This window comes from Microbacterium sp. str. 'China' (assembly GCF_002993305.1).
In the GTDB taxonomy this organism is placed as follows: Bacteria; Actinomycetota; Actinomycetes; order Actinomycetales; family Microbacteriaceae; genus Microbacterium; species Microbacterium paraoxydans.
In genome coordinates this window covers 819065-836271 of the sequence record NZ_CP027434.1, presented here as the reverse complement: position 1 = coordinate 836271, position 17207 = coordinate 819065, and the positions used below count along the sequence as shown (strand labels likewise).

The following is a 17207-nucleotide window of genomic DNA, read 5'->3' as shown; positions in this document are numbered from 1 at the left end:
GCGCTAGGGGAGGTCGGCGACGTCGACGTCGTCGTCGTCCTCCCCGCCGCCCGTCGCCGGAAGCTCGTCGGGCTCGGGGTCGTGGTCGGTGGTGACGAAGTCGGGGTCGACGCCGATGGCCTCGATCTCCTCCTGGTTGTCCTGGCTGTTCGACGTGTCGGACATGGCGCCTCCTGACGTTGGGGATCCGGACGGCCAGTCTGGGCGGGCGGCCTCCCGGGGCCGAGGGGGTTGACACGGCGTGTCGTCCGGCGCTTTCGTCGGGTCCGGCTCGGAACCACCAGACTTGAGCCGTCCGCCCCTTCCCCCCACCGAGGAGCACCCATGACCGACGCCGCACCGCACCGTTCCGCCTGGCAGCGCTTCTGGGATCGCGGAGGCTGGTGGCGCGCCCTCCTACTCGCCGCCGTGTACTACGGGCTCTATCAGCTGCTCTCGCTGGCCTTCCTCCCGCTGGCCGCGCAGGTGGACGACCCGGCGAGTGCGGCCGGCGTCCTCGTCTACGACGTCCTGCCGATCCTCGTCGGGGGTCTCCTGCTCGTCGGGTTCATCGCCTCGGTCGGGTGGTGGCGCCCCGTGTTCGGGCGCCAGCCGATCCGGGGAGCGGGATGGATGTGGATCGCGATCGTCGCCGTCCTGCTGTTCAACGTCCTCCGCTTCCTCACGATCGAGGACGGCAGCGTCGGGGTGGATGTCGTGGCGACCTGGTTGCTCGCCGGCCTCGCCATCGGCTTCGCGGAGGAGGTCCTCACGCGCGGCCTCGTCGTGAAGATGATGCGGGACGCGGGAGCGCGCGAGCTCGTCGTCGCGGTGATCTCCGCGGCGATCTTCGCCGGGCTGCACGCGGGCAACCTCCTGACCGGCCAGGATCTGCTCCCGACCCTCTTCCAGCTCGTCTACACCTTCGCGTTCGGCATCTGCATGTATCTCGCCCTCCGCGTCACCCGGACCATCGTGGCCCCGATCCTCCTCCACGCCAGCACCGACCCGAGCATCTTCCTTCAGACGCTGCACCCCGCCGAGGGTGGGCTGACGGCGCTCGCGGCTCTGGGGAACATCGTCGTGGTCGTCGTGGGCCTCGTGCTGATGGTCTTCATCCGCGGGCGGGTCGAAACCTCCGTACCCCGCGCCTTCGCCCCTCGGCGCTGACAGCGCGCGTCACGCCGCACGCCAGACGGCGTGGGTGCCGACCGCCGCCATCGCGAAGACCAGCACAGCCACCCGGTGCGCGTCGCCGGCGGACAGGGCCGCGTCGGAGGCGCCGATGAGGTCGTCGGCGACGCCCGCCACCATCGTCCGCGACACGACGGCGTCGTCCATCTCGGCCACGCCGTCCGCGAGCCACCCCATGACGAGCCGGAGGGATCGCGGCCCGAGCTCGACCCCGAGAGGGACCTCAGGACAGCTCAGCACGTCGGCGACGGTCACGCCGTGCCGCAGCAGCCCGCCGAGCGCCCCGGCGAGGGCACCGGTCAGTAGGGCGCGCCCGTAGCCTTCGGCGACCAGCACGTCCCAGGACTCCTGCGGCGCGAGCGTTTCGAGCCCGAGGCAATGACCGCGCCCGTCCGCGACGGCGTCCTCCAGGGCTCGCCGGGCGTCCCGGAACACGGTGCTCGCACGGCGATCGGGTGCAGACACGGCAGACCTCGTCCCTCGATGCCCGCCATCTCGGTGCCGACTGTGGGGCCGACGCGTCACACACTCTAGGACGCTCCGCGCGGGGTGAGGACGGTATCCCGGCACGGAGGTCGGAGACGACAAAACCCCCGGAAGGTTCCGGGGGTTTCATTCTGTAGCAGGAGCGGGGCTTGAACCCGCGACCTCACGATTATGAGTCGTGCGCTCTCACCAACTGAGCTACCCTGCCGCACGGCATCCGCATCGCAGATGCGAACTCCGAGCCCCGAGTCAGGATTGAACTGACGACCCCTTCCTTACCATGGAAGTGCTCTGCCACTGAGCTATCGGGGCGTGCTGCCCCTCGCGGGGCAACCACACGAGAATACCATCACTGTGGCGTCCTCATGAAATCGAGACGGTCACTCCTCCGAGGTGAGCGACGTGCGTCCGGCGTTCTTCTTGAGCCACGGCATCGGGTCGATGGTCGTCCCGTTCACGATGAGCTCGAAGTGCAGGTGCGCCCCGTAGGAGCGGCCGGTGTTACCGGTCTTGCCGACGATGTCGCCGACCTTGACCTTGTCGCCCGCCTTGACCTGCAGCGAGCCGTACTGCATGTGCGAGTAGTGGCTCGTGATGACCGAGCCGTCGATGACGTGGTCGATGTAGACCGTGACACCGTAGGCGGCACCCTGCTCGGTCGCGATGCGGACGGTGCCGTCGGCGATGGCCTGGATGGGCGCACCGTTACCCGGGACGAAGTCGATGCCCTCGTGGAGGCGGCCGCTGCGCATGCCGTAGCCGTAGCTCATGCCCACACCGACGAGGAACGGCCACTGGATGGCGGCATCCGGGTCGTTGGTGAAGATCTCGCCCGAGTAGTTGATGCCCTGCTCGGCGGCGACCTCGACGAGCGACACGGTGCTGAAGTTGTCGGCACGAGAGAGCGGCTCGTTCTGCACGCCGGACGGCGCGACGAAGGCCTGGATCTCGTCGTCCGCCGAGCCTGCCGCGTCAGCGGCGGCCGCGGTGACGAGGGACGTCGAGGCGAGCGATCCGCCCTGGGCGGCCGCGACGGCCTCCGCCGGCAGGGTCATGGACACGGCCAGGAGTCCGGCGAGCCCCATCGCGCCGACGGTGGCACCGGCGGCGAGGGTCTTGCGGATGCGGCGGGTGCGGCGAGGACCGACGGCGGCGAGGCCGGCGGTGTCGATCTTCGGCGCAGCCTGCGATGCGGCGTTCGCGGCGAAAGCCGAACGGCGGGATGCCGACGACGTCGGGATGGAGCCGGTCTCGCGGAAGGCGCGGGAGGCGCGCTCGAACGCGTCACCCTCGGCGTCAGCCTCGGCGACGAAGGGCTCGGACGCCGGGGCAATGTCCTCGACCGGGACCGTGTCCTCTGACTTCTCGACGATCTCGGCGACGACGGGCACCGCGGGGACATCGGCGATGACGGGCGCAGCCGCTGCGATGAAGGGCTCCTCAGGTGCGACCGGCACCGGGGGCACCTCGGCCTGGCGCTGACGTGCGGCGCGACGGGAGAGCGGGATGACAGCAGCGAGGGCGATCACGGTCTCCGCGTCAGCGAGGGGTGCCGTCGACCCGCTCGCCGAGGCCTCGGAGGCCGCAGTGCGAGGGCGGCTGGACCGGCGCGTGGGCGCAGCGGCAGCCTGGGGGTTCTCGAAGGGCAAAGCTAATCTCTCGGTCGTTCGTGATGCTCGGGGGCGCAATGACAACTCTCACCTTCGGGTGGTGAAAGTAACGATCGGGTAAACACTACCCCGATCCTCCTGTGAAAGCCATGGATCGGTCAGGGTTTCTCCTCATCGAGGATATCCCGGAGTCGGTCGTGCACGGTCACGCCACCCGCGATCAGGAAGGGCCGCGGCGATTCCCGGTCGATCCGGCTCACCCGGCCGCCCGCTTCCTGGACGAGCAGGGCGCCCGCCGCATGATCCCACGGTTTGAGGCCGCGCTCGAAGTATCCGTCCAGTCGGCCCGCCGCCACGTAGGCCAGGTCCAGGGCCGCCGATCCCATACGGCGGAGATCCCGGGCGATGGGCATCACCCGGCGGACCGTCGCGAGGTCGCCGTCGTGCGTCGCCGGGTCGTAGCCGAACCCGGTCGCCAGGAGTGCCCCGGCGTCGGTCACCGCGGTCACCGCGAGCCGGACGCCGTCCGACCAGGCACCGTGCCCGCGAGCGGCCGAGAAGGTCTCCCCTACAGCGGGCGCGTGCACGGCGGCGGCCAGCGCCTCCCAGGCGTCCGGCTCCGGAGGACCGCTGACGGCCGCGATGCTCACGTTGTACGCCGGGATGCCGTAGGCGTAGTTCACCGTGCCGTCGATGGGGTCGACCACCCACGTGATGCCGCTGTCGCCGGCGGCCGCACCCGACTCCTCACCGAGGAAACCGTCCGCCGGCCGGGCCGCGCGCAGTCGCTCGCGGATGAGCGCCTCCACCTCGCGGTCCGCCTCGGTCACAATGTCGGCGAGCGTCGACTTGGTCGCCGCGAGCCGGACGCCCTCCCGACGTCGGGTACGGGCGAGCGCACCCGCCTCCTCGGCGATCTCGGTCGCCAGCGCGCTGAGCTCGAGAGCGTCGATCACGGCGCCGGGTGCGAGGGTGCGGGCGGCGGCGGCGGGAAGGCCGGGGGCTCACTCTGGGTGGGCGGAGCGGGCTGCGGCGGCGCCGGCTGCGCAGGTGCCGCCGAGGGCGACGCCGGCTGCGGCGGCGCCGGCAGGTCGGGCGCGGGAGGCACAGGGCCAGGAGCGGGAGGCGCCGCGAAGTCGGGAAGGGCCGGAGCCGTGGGCGCCAGGGGCGGCGTCGCCACGGGGAACGCCGCGGTGGGCGCCTGACCCAGGGCCTGGGGAGCCGCCGAGGGGTAGCCCGTGTAGAACGCATTCCAGTCCGGGCTCCCGTCCGGAAGGACCGGGAGGGGCGTGATGCCATCGGCGTAGGTCGGCCAGGACGGCGCGGAGGCGATGGGCCGGGCGGCAGGAGCCTTCTTCGGCGCAAACAGGGCGTTCAGCAGCGGGATGAGCGTCGTGCCGACGGCGACGAGGATCGTGAGGGCGACGACGATGCGCCAGTACAGCTCGGTGTAGTCGAAGGTGTTGGGGAACGCGAGGAAGAACACCAGCAGTGCGACGAGGGCGCCGAGGAAGACGATCGTCACGATGTGGATCACCTTCGTGAAAGTCGTGACATGGCGCTGCGCGGCACGGGTGAAGAGCCGCACATGGAGCAGTGCGAGCTGCAGGATCCCGATCACGAACAGCAGTTGGAAGAAGCGCTCCGCGCCGAAGTAGAACCCGTCTTCCGGGAGCCAGATCTTCACGAGGCCGACGAGGAGCGCGACGACCCAGGTGACCATGCTCGCGAGCTGGAGCCAGTCCGGCCGGTTCGGCGCGAGGCCCGCCTCGAGGATGGCGATCCCGGCGAAGGCGGCGAGCAGGAGGATCGTGAGGAAGGCGCGACCGATGAGGCCGTTCTGATCACCGACCAGGACCCACACGACGCAGACCAGAGCCGCGGCGATGAGGGCGCCGATCGCGACCCACAGCGAGCCCCTGATGAGCAGCGACATGTTCTTCTTGTCGCCCTGCGGCTGCAGCCGGGCGGTGTCCGGATGGGACATGGGGATCCTCTCGTCGAGCGGCGATGCCTTCATCCTGCCACGCGCGGGCCCGCTTGTTCCGGCTTCCCTCGAGTGCGAAGGAGATCAGGGACCGCCCGCGCCCTGGGGAGGAAGGGTCAGCCGGCCTTCTTCGCGGAGGCCGCCGCGAACGCCGCGACCCGCGCCTGCGCGTCCGGGGTCTCCAGGGCGGCACCGATCGACCGCGCCTCCTCGCTCAGCTGCTCGGCGAACGTGCGCTCCGGCTGCGACCGCACCAGCCGCTTGGCCTGCCCGTACGCGTCCGCCGCCCCGGCGAGCCAGAACCGCGCGATCTCCTCGGCTCGCGCACGGACCCGGTCGGCTTCCGTCCTGCCGTCCTCGCCCTCCACGACCTCGGCCACCAGGCCCCAGTCGAGGGCCTCCGCGGCGGTGAGCAGCCGGTCCTGCAGCACGAGCTGGAGGGCACGGCGCTGACCCACGGCCCGCGCGAGCTGCGCAGACACGGAGAGGTCGGGGGTGAGGCCGATGTTCGCGTACAGGCTCCCGAGCTGCGACCGCGAGCCCACCACCGCGTAGTCCGTGGCGAGCAGGATGCCGAGTCCGCCGCCGGCCGTCGTCCCGTGCGCCGCGGCGACCACCGGCACGCTCGACTCCGTGAGCGCGCGGATCCCGGTGTTGATCACTTCCGCCAGCGCGGTGATCTCCGCCCCGGACGACCCCATGGTCGTCGCCATGTCGATCACGTCACCGCCCGCGCAGAACGCCGGTCCCGCCGCATCGATGAGGATGGCCTGCACGTCGTCCCGCGACGTCGCCTCGACGGTCGCGTCCCTCCAGGCGTACGCCAGATCGGCGTTGAAGGCGTTGAGGCGGGTCGGACGGTTCAGCGTCAGCCGCGCCATCCCCTCGTCGACGGCGAACAGGATGGCATCACTCATGGCTTCTCCTTCGAGCACAGGCGGATGCCTCCAGGCTAGTCGCGCTCAGGAGCCGTCCCAGACGCGAGCGACGAACCGCTCCATGCGCCGCCGGGTGCCGTCGAGCCGGAAGTCGACCTGTCCCGCCGCCCGGATCTCGTTGGGTGCCAGCGGATGCGCCAGGCGCACGTTCTCGTGGCAGGACAGATCGGCGCAGATGTACGTGCCGACCGAGTCGCCGCGCTCCCCCGCCTCTCCCGTGCGTCGCGCCGCGAACAGCGCCACCTGGTTGCCCGGCTGCATCGTGTGGCAGATGTTGCACATGCCGGAGCGCCCACGCCCGGGTTCCGATGCCCGCAGCACCACGCCGACCACGCGCCCCTCGTGCGGGATGAGGACGTAGCCGCGCTTGCCGGCACTCGGGTCACGCCAGGCGAAGAAGTCGAGGTAGTCCCAGTCCACGAGGAGGAAGTCGTGCGGCATCTCCATGACGCGCAGCTCATCGGCGTCCGCGTTCACGAACGAGGCCCGGACGTCGGCTTCGGTGAGAGGTCGCATCGCTCCAGTCTAGGAACTCGGCGCGGAGGTGAGGCCGGGAACGGGAGAAGCCCCCGCGAGCGGGGGCTTCTCGCTGTTGGATTCTTGCTGTTGGCTTCTCGCTGCGAGCTTCAACGTTCACTTGTCTGCCCTGCGACTTCGTATGCGTTGCATGGAGCCGAGGTCGCTCAGACTTCACTCCGTGTCGTGTCAATAACCCACTTGACCGAGTGCGAACTCAATCTCCGCAGCTTGGAACCCTTCGAACGCCAGCTGGTCGTAGAGGCCCTGACGCGAGAACGAGGTCAGATCGAGGTACGACTGCGCCTTCTCAGCGCACTCGGCGTTCCAGTCGGCGCCGGCATTGTCGACGCCGAACGTGGCGTCCTCCGTACTGAAACCCTCGAACTCCAGTTGCTCGATGAGGCCCGTGCGAGAGAACCCTGCGAGACGCAGGTAGCCCTGAGCTTTGTCGACGGCATTCTGCTGCGATAGGGATAGCTTCGGCTTCTCCTGCACCGTAATGGTTATCGCTGCTCTCTCGGTCGCAAGAGACCCTGCAGCACGACTCGTGGACAGCACCAGGGCCTCCGGGTCTTCGAAGGAAGAAAGCTGCGGCGCATCGAGTCCCGCATCCTCGAGAACTGTTATGGCCTGCGACACCGGAAGTCCGACCACGTCCGGCACCGTGACTTCCGCGGCGGGTTCAGGGTCTTCTTCCTCTTCATCCGCGGCGCCATCGACGGGCGCTTCAGTCTCCACAGCCGCGGGCTTATCGTCAGACGCGGGCGAGATCGTAGAGATTCCCGCCGCGACGCCGATGGAGGCGACCGCCGCGAGCGCCCCGAGCACGATGCCGGCTATGGCGAGGCCCTTCGACTGCTTTTTCTGCAGCGCGATGATGGCGACAGTGATCGCGCCGGCACCGAGCAGGGCTCCGACTACGGGAACAATTCCGGTGAAGAACGCGACGATGCCCGCGACGAGCGCGATGATGCCCCAGGGGGCGGTGGACTTGCTCGCCTGTTCCGATGAGCCAGTCGGCGCACCATGCTCTGCGTGTGGGAGAACCGTGGTGGCTGTAGCCTGCTGCGGCTCGAGCCACTGGGCGCCATCCCAATATCTCTGCTCATTGTTCGCGTGCGGCGCCGGATACCATCCGGGCGCGGGCATCGGATCTGTCATGACTCCCCTTCGGCCGTGTTACGGCCCCAGATGTCAGCCGATTGATCGAATGCTAGCGGGAAGGTCGACAAGCGTGGACGGATCATCGTAACGATCGGCTCACGTTGGTCGCCGAACCCCGCCTGGTAGCAGCACGCCGAGTTGGAGTCGTCGGGACATCCTTCCTTGCATTGTCGCGGCTGGCGATCTAGAGGGACACCCATCGAGAACGAAAAAGGCCTGCACGACGATTCGCGCAGGCCCTTATCTCCGCCGTCATCACGCGGAGTGTTTCGTAGTGGTGGCGAGTGAGGGATTCGAACCCCCGAAGTCGAAGACGGCTGATTTACAGTCAGATCCCTTTGGCCACTTGGGTAACTCGCCAGAGCGCACCCGTCCGACTTGAACAGCCAACCGGGGGCACGAAGAACAATCATACCTGTCGGATGCGGGCGCGAGAAATCGAGGCGTCAGCTTCCGTACACGCCGCGGTCGGCGGCGGCCAGCGACTCCGGTGTGCGCAGCAGCCCGCCCTCGGCGCGGCAGGTCGCAGCGGCCACATCCATCGCGCGCGTGAGCAGGGCCGTCCACTCGTCGGCCGCCTCGGGGGCCCCGTCCACCAGTCCGGCGGCGACGGCGGCCAGCGTCGCGTCCCCCGCGCCCACGGTGTCGACCACGCGACCCGGCAGCGCCGAGATGGGCGCCGAGACCGACCCGGCGTCCGACTCGAGCACGGCGCCGTCCGCTCCGGCCGTCGCCAGCACCGCCGTGACGCCGAGGCTCCGGAGCCGCGCGCGCAGGGCGTCGAGGTCGCCGTCGTAGAGCACGGCGGCATCGTCGGCGCCGACCTTCACCAGATCCGCCCGCGCCGCCAGCCGCTCGAAGCCGCGGACGAACTCCTCGCGGTCGGACAGCATGCCGGTGCGCGGGTTCGGGTCGATCGCCAGCCGCGCGCCCTCCACCGCGGCGGCGAGGGCCTCGACCTCGGCCGGGACGTCGAAGGGGAAGCAGCTCACCGCGACGATGTCCGCGCCGGCGATGGCAGCCCTCGCCTCGTCCGAGTACCGGACGGTCCGCTCCTGGGCCGCGCGGTTGAAGGCGTAGCTCGGCTCGCCGTTCCCCGCCCGGGTCACGACCGCCCGCGATGATCCGTGCGGCGCCGCGCTCGCGATCAGCCGCACGCCGTGATCGGCCAGATACTCGCGGATGTGCGCGCCGGCGATGTCCTCCCCCACCATCGCGATGAGCGTCGTAGGGATTCCGAGCCGGCGCAGCCCCACCGCCACGTTCAGGGCGGCCCCGCCGACGAACTCGCGGACTCCGGCCTCATCCCGGATCTCGTCGATCAGGGCGTCTCCGATGACGACGGCCGCGCCGCCGGGGGAAGTCTCAGTGCTCACTCGCCGACCCTACCGTGCCGCCCGCGCCCCGAAGCAGCGCCGAACCGTGTGCATAACTCAGGAGACCTGGGCCTCCATGCCGTCACGAGCAGCCCACGGCGGCCCGCCGTCCCGGATCTCCTGAGTTGTGGACACCCGAACGGGCCGAGGGACGACGAAGGCCCCGGGGAGAACCCCGGGGCCTTCGTTCACTCACTCACACCTCAGTTGTAGGTACCGGGGGTGATGTCGTCCGTCGAGAACGCGTCGAAGTCGACGTAGCCGAAGTCGCCGTCCGCGTACGCGCCGTCGGATGCGAAGATCCGGTTCGGGTAGCGCTCGCTCTTGGCTTCCTCGGTGGCCTCGACCGTGACGTCGCGGTACTTCGAGAGACCGGTTCCGGCGGGGATGAGCTTTCCGATGATGACGTTCTCCTTGAGACCGACCAGCGGGTCGCGCTTGCCCTCCATGGCGGCCTGCGTGAGCACGCGGGTCGTCTCCTGGAAGGACGCAGCGGACAGCCACGACTCGGTCGCGAGCGACGCCTTCGTGATACCCATCAGCTCCGGGCGACCGGACGCGGGGCGCTTGCCCTCGGCCACGGCCTCGCGGTTGATCTGCTGGTAGCGCTTCAGGTCGACCATCTCACCCGGCAGCAGGGTCGTGTCGGCGTGGTCGACGACGGTGACCTTGCGGAGCATCTGGCGGACGATGACCTCGATGTGCTTGTCGTGGATCGGCACGCCCTGCGAGCGGTAGACGCCCTGGACGCCGCCGACGAGGTACTTCTGCACCTCGCGGGCACCCATGACGCGCATGACCTCCTTGGGGTCGAGCGTGCCGACCTGCAGGGGCTGACCGACCGAGACGTGCTGGCCGTCCTCGACGAGGAGGGTCGCACGCTTCAGCACCGGGTAGACGACGGGCTCGTCGCCGTTGTCGGGCGTGAGGATGACCTTCTTGGCCTTCTCGGTCTCGTCGATCGTGATGCGGCCGTCGGCCTCCGCGATCGGCGATGCACCCTTGGGGGTACGCGCCTCGAACAGCTCCTGCACACGGGGCAGACCCTGCGTGATGTCATCCGCCGACGCCGAACCACCGGTGTGGAAGGTACGCATCGTCAGCTGGGTACCGGGCTCACCGATCGACTGGGCCGCGATGATGCCGACGGCCTCGCCGATGTCGACGGTCTTGCCGGTCGCGAGCGAACGGCCGTAGCACTGCGCGCACACGCCGACAGCGGAGTCGCAGGTCAGGACCGAGCGGACCTTGATGGTCTCGACGCCCGCGGCGACCAGCTTGTCGATGAGCACGTCGCCCACGTCGTCGCCGGCCGCGGCCAGGACCTCGCCCGACGCGTTCACCACGTCGGAGGCCAGCGTGCGGGCGAACACCGAGTTCTCGACGTTCGCGTCGCGCACCAGCTCACCCTGCGAGTTCGGAGCGGCGATCGGGAGCTCGAGGCCCTTCGACGTGCCGCAGTCCTCTTCGCGGATGATGACGTCCTGCGAGACGTCCACCAGACGACGGGTCAGGTAACCCGAGTCGGCGGTACGCAGAGCGGTGTCGGCCAGACCCTTACGGGTACCGTGCGTCGCGATGAAGTACTCCGCCACCGACAGACCCTCGCGGTACGAGGAGATGATCGGACGCGGGATGATCTCACCCTTGGGGTTGTTCACCAGACCACGCATACCGGCGATGTTCCGGATCTGCAGCCAGTTACCACGGGCGCCGGAGGACACCATGCGGTTGATGGTGTTGTCCTCCGGGAAGTGCGCCTTCATCGCGGCCTGCACCTCGTCGGTCGCCTCGGTCCAGATCTTGATGAGCTCCTGACGACGCTCGGCGTCGGTCGTGAGGCCCTTCTCGTACTGGGACTGGACCTTCGCGGCCTGCTTCTCGTAGCCCGCGACGATCTCCGCCTTGTTCGGCGGGGTGAGGATGTCGCTCAGCGCGACGGTCACACCCGAACGGGTCGCCCAGTAGAAACCGGCATCCTTGATGCGGTCCAGCGTGGCGGCCGTCTCGACCTTGGGGTACTCCTCGGCCAGCTTGTTGACGATCTGCGACAGCTTGCCCTTGTCGGCCTGCTCGCGGACGAACGGGTAGCCCTTCGGGAGCGCGTCGTTGAAGATCGCCTGCCCCAGCGAAGCGTCGACCAGGCCGTGCTTCTCGTAGCCCTCGGGAGCCTCGCCCTCGAGGAAGGCCAGACCCGGGATGCGGATGCGGACCTTCGCCTGCAGGTCGAGCGTGCCCTCGTCGTACGCGAGCTGCGCCTCGCCGACGGAGCCGAACGCACGGCCCTCGCCCTTGGCACCGGCCTTGACCGTGGTCAGGTGGTGCAGACCGATGATCATGTCCTGCGAGGGCAGGGTCACCGGACGGCCGTCCGACGGCTTCAGGATGTTGTTCGACGCGAGCATGAGCACGCGGGCCTCGGCCTGAGCCTCGACCGACAGCGGCAGGTGGACAGCCATCTGGTCACCGTCGAAGTCGGCGTTGAACGCCGCGCAGACGAGCGGGTGCAGCTGGATGGCCTTGCCCTCGACGAGCTGCGGCTCGAACGCCTGGATGCCGAGACGGTGCAGGGTGGGTGCACGGTTCAGCAGCACCGGACGCTCGCGGATGATCTCCTCGAGCACGTCCCAGACCTCGGGACGGGTGCGCTCGACGGCACGCTTGGCGGCCTTGATGTTCTGCGAGTGACCGAGGTCGATCAGGCGCTTGATGACGAACGGCTTGAACAGCTCGAGCGCCATCTGCTTGGGCAGACCGCACTGGTGCAGCTTGAGCTGCGGGCCGACGACGATGACCGAACGGCCCGAGTAGTCGACGCGCTTGCCGAGCAGGTTCTGGCGGAAGCGACCCTGCTTTCCCTTGAGCATGTCGCTCAGGGACTTCAGGGCGCGGTTGCCGGTACCGGTGACGGGGCGACCGCGGCGGCCGTTGTCGAACAGCGCGTCGACGGCCTCCTGCAGCATCCGCTTCTCGTTGTTGACGATGATCTCGGGGGCACCGAGGTCGATGAGGCGACGGAGACGGTTGTTGCGGTTGATCACGCGGCGGTACAGGTCGTTCAGGTCGGAGGTCGCGAAGCGGCCACCGTCGAGCTGGACCATCGGACGCAGCTCCGGCGGGATCACCGGGACGACGTCGAGCACCATCGCGGCCGGGCTCATGCCGGTCTCGAGGAACGAGTTCACGACCTTGAGGCGCTTGATCGCACGGATCTTGCGCTGACCCTTGCCCTCCGAGATCTGCAGGTGCAGGCTCTCGGCCTCGGCGGCCAGGTCGAACGCGGCCAGGCGACGCTGGATCGCCTCGGCACCCATGTAGGCCTCGAAGTACTGGCCGAAGCGGTCCTGCAGCTCGTGGAAGACGTCGTCCTCCGGACGCAGGGCGCCGACCTCGAGCGTGCGGAAGTCCTCCCACACGCGCTCCAGCTTCAGGATCGCCTCGTCGGCACCCTTGCGGATGAGCGACATCTCCTTCTCGGCGGCGTCCTTGACCTTCTTCTTGGCGTCGGCCTTGGCACCCTCGGCCTCGAGGGCCGCGAGCTCCTCCTCCAGCTTCGCCAGGCGCTCCGCGATCTTCGCGTCGCGGCGGTCGCCGAGCGTCTTCAGCTCGAGACGGATGTTGTTCTCCTGGGTGCCCAGGTCGCGGTGACGGGCATCCTCGTCGACCGAGATGACCATGTACGCGGCGAAGTAGATGACCTTCTCGAGGTCCTTCGGCGCCATGTCCAGCAGGTAGCCGAGGCGCGAGGGCACGCCCTTGAAGTACCAGATGTGGGTGACGGGAGCGGCGAGCTCGATGTGACCCATGCGCTCACGACGGACGGAGCTCTTGGTGACCTCCACGCCGCAGCGCTCGCAGACGATGCCCTTGAAGCGGACGCGCTTGTACTTGCCGCAGGCGCACTCCCAGTCACGGGACGGGCCGAAGATCTGCTCTCCGAAGAGACCGTCCTTCTCCGGCTTGAGGGTGCGGTAGTTGATGGTTTCGGGCTTCTTGACCTCGCCGTAGGACCACGCGCGGATGTGGTCTGCGGTCGCCAGGCCGATGCGAAGCTCATCGAAGGTTGTGGACTCGAGCACTAGTTCTCCTGTGTCGGAAATTCTTTTTGAGAAGTCTGGGCTTCGACCGGCTCAGCCGTCGCGGGGACGGCTGAGCCCGTCGAAGGATTAGATCTCGTCGATCGAGGCGGCCTCGAAGCGGCTGGAGATGTTGATACCGAGTTCCTCTGCGGCGCGGAACGCCTCGTCGTCGGTGTCGCGGAGGTTGACCAGTGTGCCGTCGGCCGAGAGGACCTCGACGTTCAGGCAGAGCGACTGCATCTCCTTCATGAGCACCTTGAACGACTCGGGGATGCCGGGCTCCTGGATGTTCTCGCCCTTGACGATGGCCTCGTACACCTTGACGCGACCGAGGATGTCGTCGGACTTGATCGTGAGGAGCTCCTGGAGGGCGTACGCCGCACCGTAGGCCTCGAGGGCCCACACCTCCATCTCACCGAAGCGCTGTCCACCGAACTGCGCCTTACCACCGAGCGGCTGCTGGGTGATCATCGAGTACGGACCGGTGGAGCGGGCGTGGATCTTGTCGTCCACCAGGTGGTGGAGCTTCAGGATGTACATGTAGCCCACGGAGATCGGCGCCGGGAACGGCTCGCCGGAGCGGCCGTCGAACAGCTGCGTCTTGCCGCTCGAGTCGATCAGGCGGAGGCCGTCACGGGTCGGGAGCGTCGAGTCGAGCAGACCGGAGATCTCCTCCTCGCTGGCACCGTCGAACACCGGGGTGGCGACCTTGGTGCCGGGCGCGGCCTCGAACGCCTGCTGGGGCAGCTTGGCGGCCCACTCCGGGGTGCCCTCGACCTTCCAGCCCTGCTTCGCGATCCACCCGAGGTGGGTCTCGAGGACCTGGCCGAAGTTCATTCGACCCGGGATGCCGAGCGGGTTGAGGACGATGTCCACCGGGGTGCCGTCCGCGAGGAACGGCATGTCCTCGACGGGCAGGATCTTCGCGATGACACCCTTGTTGCCGTGGCGGCCGGCGAGCTTGTCGCCCTCGGTGATCTTGCGCTTCTGGGCGATGTAGACCACGACGCGGCGGTTCACGCCGGAGCCGAGCTCGTCGTCGCCGTCCTCGGCGTTGAACTCCTTGACCGCGATGATCGTGCCCTGCTCACCGTGGGGCACCTTCAGCGACGTGTCGCGGACCTCGCGGCTCTTCTCGTTGAAGATCGCGCGGAGCAGACGCTCCTCGGCCGACAGCTCGGTCTCACCCTTCGGCGTGACCTTGCCGACGAGGATGTCGCCGGGGCGGACCTCGGCGCCGATGCGGATGATGCCGCGCTCGTCGAGGTCCTTCAGGAGCTCCGGGCTGACGTTGGGGAGATCACGGGTGATCTCCTCCTTGCCGAGCTTCGTGTCGCGGGCGTCGACCTCGTACTCCTCGATGTGGATCGACGAGAGGGTGTCGTCCTTCACCAGGTCCTGGCTCAGGATGATGGCGTCCTCGAAGTTGTAGCCCTCCCACGTCATGAACGCGACGAGGAGGTTCTTCCCGAGGGCCAGCTCGCCGTTCTCGGTGGCGGGGCCATCGGCGATGACCTCTCCGACCTCGACGCGCTCACCGGCCGAGACGACGACCTTCTGGTTGTAGGAGGTGCCCTGGTTCGAACGGTCGAACTTGCGCAGGTGGTACTCCTGCGTGCCGCCCTCGTCGAGCATGACGACGACGCGGTCCGCGGAGACCTCGGAGACGACACCGGCCTTCTCGGCGGTGATCACGTCACCGGCGTCGATGGCCGTGTAGCCCTCCATACCGGTTCCGACGAGCGGCGAGTCGCTGCGGAGCAGCGGCACGGCCTGACGCTGCATGTTGGCGCCCATGAGCGCGCGCTGCGCGTCGTCGTGCTCGAGGAAGGGCACGAGCGAGGTCGCGACCGAGACCATCTGGCGCGGCGAGACGTCGATGTAGCCGATCTCCTCCGGGAGGAACAGGTCCACCTCACCGCTGCCGCCCTTGGGGCGCGCGAGCACGTGGCTCTCGCGGAAGCGACCCTTCGCATCGAGCGGCGCGTTGGCCTGCGCGATGTTGAAGTCGACCTCCTCGGAGGCGGTCAGGTAGTCGATCTGGTCGGTCACGACACCGTCGACGACCTTGCGGTACGGGGTCTCGATGAAGCCGAACGAGTTGATGCGCGCGAAGGTCGCGAGCGCACCGATCAGACCGATGTTCGGGCCTTCCGGCGTCTCGATCGGGCACATGCGGCCGTAGTGCGAGGGGTGGACGTCACGGACCTCGACGCCGGCGCGGTCGCGGCTCAGACCACCGGGGCCCAGAGCCGACAGACGGCGCTTGTTGGTCAGACCCGCGAGCGGGTTGTTCTGGTCCATGAACTGCGACAGCTGCGAGGTTCCGAAGAACTCCTTGATCGCGGCGACGACCGGGCGCACGTTGATCAGGGTCTGCGGCGTGATGGCCTCGATGTCCTGCGTGGTCATGCGCTCGCGGACGACGCGCTCCATGCGGGACAGACCCGTGCGGACCTGGTTCTGGATCAGCTCGCCGACCGCGCGGATGCGACGGTTGCCGAAGTTGTCGATGTCGTCGGTCGCGAGGCGGATCTCGGTCTTCTTGCCGCCGCGGATGCCCTCGAACGTCTCCTCGGTGCCCGCGTGCAGACGCACGAGGTACTTGATCGTGGCGACGATGTCCTGCACCGTCAGCACCGACTCCGTCAGCGGGGTGTCGAGACCCAGCTTGTGGTTGATCTTGTACCGGCCGACCTTGGCGAGGTCGTAGCGCTTCGGGTTGAAGTAGAAGTTGTCGAGCAGCGCGCGGGCGGCCTCGGCGGCCACCTGCTCGCCCGGACGCAGCTTGCGGTAGATGTCGCGCAGCGCGTCTTCCTTGGTGACGATCGTGTCCTTCGCGAGCGTCTCCTCGATGGAGGTGTAGCCGGCGAACTCCGCGAGGATCTCCTCGCTGGTCATGCCCAGCGCCTTGAGGAAGACCGTCACGGACTGCTTGCGCTTGCGGTCGACGCGGACGCCGACCTGGTCGCGCTTGTCGATCTCGAACTCGAGCCAGGCACCGCGGCTCGGGATGACGCGCGCCGAGACGATGTCCTTGTCACTCGTCTTGTCGGGGGTCTTGTCGAAGTAGACACCCGGCGAGCGCACGAGCTGCGAGACGACGACGCGCTCGGAGCCGTTGATGATGAACGTGCCCTTGTCGGTCTGCAGCGGGAAGTCGCCCATGAAGACCGTCTGGGTCTTGATCTCACCCGTGAGGTGGTTCATGAACTCGGCCTCGACGTAGAGCGGGGCCGCGTAGGTCTTGCCACGCTCCTTGCACTCCTCGATGGAGTACTTCTCGGGCTCGAGGTACGGGTTCGTGAACGACAGCTGCATCGTCTCGCCGAGGTCCTCGATCGGGGAGATCTCCTCGAAGATCTCGCCCAGACCGCTGTTCTCGTTCACGTCGGTGCGACCGGCGGCCTTGGCCTCGGCCACGCGCGCCTTCCAGGCGTCGTTGCCGACCAGCCAACCGAAGGACTCGGTCTGCAGGGCGAGAAGGTCCGGGACCGTCAGCGTGTCGGAGATCTTGGCGAACGAGAGACGGGAAGCTCCGCGTCCGTTCTTGGTGGTGGTGGATGTGGATGCGTTGGGAGCAGCAGCCAAGGGAATAACCTCCGTGAGCCCCGCAGGGCTTCTCGATTCCTTTGTCGTCAGGTGGAGTGCGCTCAGAAGCTCACGAGATGCCGACCACCATATGAGGGCAGGGAGAAGCGAGCGCAACTACCAACTATAGACGCGATCTCGCGACATGGCAAGCGCAATCCTTGACCAATCTTCGATGCTGCGGTAATGGGACCGCCGAGACCCCGCCTGCGCGCCGAAACCCCGCCCTCGCCGCGAAGGCAGGGCGGGGTTTCGACGCGAAACCGGGGTCTCGGGTCAGGTCG

The 17207-nt window shown here is 68.4% G+C and carries 12 protein-coding genes and 3 tRNA genes; 1 reads left to right on the top strand and 14 read right to left on the bottom strand.

The genetic code is table 11. The features are described from left to right. Positions 1–3: 3 nt before the first annotated feature. Entirely contained in the window at positions 4–165 is a 162-nt protein-coding gene (locus tag C6C15_RS17035) for a hypothetical protein (protein WP_157524002.1), read from the bottom strand. A gap of 159 nt (positions 166–324) precedes the next feature. Here C6C15_RS17035 and C6C15_RS03970 point away from each other — a divergent pair, with 159 nt between their 5' ends. Beyond that, the gene (locus C6C15_RS03970; RefSeq protein ID WP_105949328.1) at positions 325–1149 is read left to right on the top strand and encodes a CPBP family intramembrane glutamic endopeptidase; all 825 of its coding nucleotides are present in this window, start codon (positions 325–327) and stop codon (positions 1147–1149) included. A gap of 9 nt (positions 1150–1158) precedes the next feature. On the opposite strand, the gene C6C15_RS03965 is transcribed toward C6C15_RS03970, so the two are convergent. The 13 genes from C6C15_RS03965 to rpoB form a co-directional block, all read right to left on the bottom strand. After that, entirely contained in the window at positions 1159–1638 is a 480-nt protein-coding gene (locus C6C15_RS03965) for a hypothetical protein (RefSeq protein WP_105949327.1), read from the bottom strand. Between the two features lie 155 nt (positions 1639–1793). Continuing rightward, positions 1794–1867 (bottom strand) — tRNA-Met (locus C6C15_RS03960). A 32-nt stretch (positions 1868–1899) separates the two neighbouring features. Then, a tRNA-Thr gene (locus tag C6C15_RS03955) sits at positions 1900–1971 on the bottom strand. Positions 1972–2039: 68 nt separating this feature from the next. Beyond that, entirely contained in the window at positions 2040–3308 is a 1269-nt protein-coding gene (locus C6C15_RS03950; RefSeq protein WP_105949326.1) for a M23 family metallopeptidase, read from the bottom strand. 119 nt (positions 3309–3427) lie between these two features. Next, on the bottom strand, positions 3428–4222 hold the full coding sequence (locus C6C15_RS03945; RefSeq protein ID WP_105950750.1) for an inositol monophosphatase family protein: 795 nt from the start codon (positions 4220–4222) through the stop codon (positions 3428–3430). Then, the gene (locus C6C15_RS03940) at positions 4222–5256 is read right to left on the bottom strand and encodes a hypothetical protein (protein ID WP_105949325.1); all 1035 of its coding nucleotides are present in this window, start codon (positions 5254–5256) and stop codon (positions 4222–4224) included. Before C6C15_RS03940 ends, C6C15_RS03945 begins: the two co-directional genes overlap by 1 nt. A gap of 116 nt (positions 5257–5372) precedes the next feature. Next, entirely contained in the window at positions 5373–6173 is an 801-nt protein-coding gene (locus C6C15_RS03935; protein WP_085603754.1) for an enoyl-CoA hydratase/isomerase family protein, read from the bottom strand. Positions 6174–6218: 45 nt separating this feature from the next. Then, positions 6219–6710 carry an FBP domain-containing protein gene (locus tag C6C15_RS03930; protein ID WP_060922589.1) on the bottom strand — a complete coding sequence of 164 codons (492 nt, stop codon included), beginning with the start codon at positions 6708–6710 and terminating at the stop codon, positions 6219–6221. 189 nt (positions 6711–6899) lie between these two features. Continuing rightward, positions 6900–7874 carry an Ltp family lipoprotein gene (locus C6C15_RS03925; protein ID WP_105949324.1) on the bottom strand — a complete coding sequence of 325 codons (975 nt, stop codon included), beginning with the start codon at positions 7872–7874 and terminating at the stop codon, positions 6900–6902. Between the two features lie 278 nt (positions 7875–8152). Beyond that, positions 8153–8237: transfer RNA gene (locus C6C15_RS03920), tRNA-Tyr, on the bottom strand. A gap of 86 nt (positions 8238–8323) precedes the next feature. Next, the gene (locus C6C15_RS03915; RefSeq protein WP_105949323.1) at positions 8324–9253 is read right to left on the bottom strand and encodes a PfkB family carbohydrate kinase; all 930 of its coding nucleotides are present in this window, start codon (positions 9251–9253) and stop codon (positions 8324–8326) included. Between the two features lie 203 nt (positions 9254–9456). Then, entirely contained in the window at positions 9457–13332 is a 3876-nt protein-coding gene (gene rpoC / locus C6C15_RS03910; protein ID WP_060922591.1) for a DNA-directed RNA polymerase subunit beta', read from the bottom strand. 87 nt (positions 13333–13419) lie between these two features. Continuing rightward, positions 13420–16923, bottom strand: a complete 3504-nt coding sequence (gene rpoB, locus C6C15_RS03905; RefSeq protein WP_101847272.1) for a DNA-directed RNA polymerase subunit beta — start codon at positions 16921–16923, stop codon at positions 13420–13422. Positions 16924–17207: the final 284 nt, after the last annotated feature.

Bases quoted from the DNA above. Each gene is read 5' to 3' on its own strand.
- C6C15_RS03940 (WP_105949325.1), bottom strand. From the start codon at position 5,256: ATGTCCCATCCGGACACCGCCCGGCTGCAGCCGCAGGGCGACAAGAAG.
- C6C15_RS03925 (WP_105949324.1), bottom strand. From the start codon at position 7,874: ATGACAGATCCGATGCCCGCGCCCGGATGGTATCCGGCGCCGCACGCG.
- C6C15_RS17035 (WP_157524002.1), bottom strand. From the start codon at position 165: ATGTCCGACACGTCGAACAGCCAGGACAACCAGGAGGAGATCGAGGCC.
- C6C15_RS03930 (WP_060922589.1), bottom strand. From the start codon at position 6,710: ATGCGACCTCTCACCGAAGCCGACGTCCGGGCCTCGTTCGTGAACGCG.
- C6C15_RS03970 (WP_105949328.1), top strand. From the start codon at position 325: ATGACCGACGCCGCACCGCACCGTTCCGCCTGGCAGCGCTTCTGGGAT.
- C6C15_RS03935 (WP_085603754.1), bottom strand. From the start codon at position 6,173: ATGAGTGATGCCATCCTGTTCGCCGTCGACGAGGGGATGGCGCGGCTG.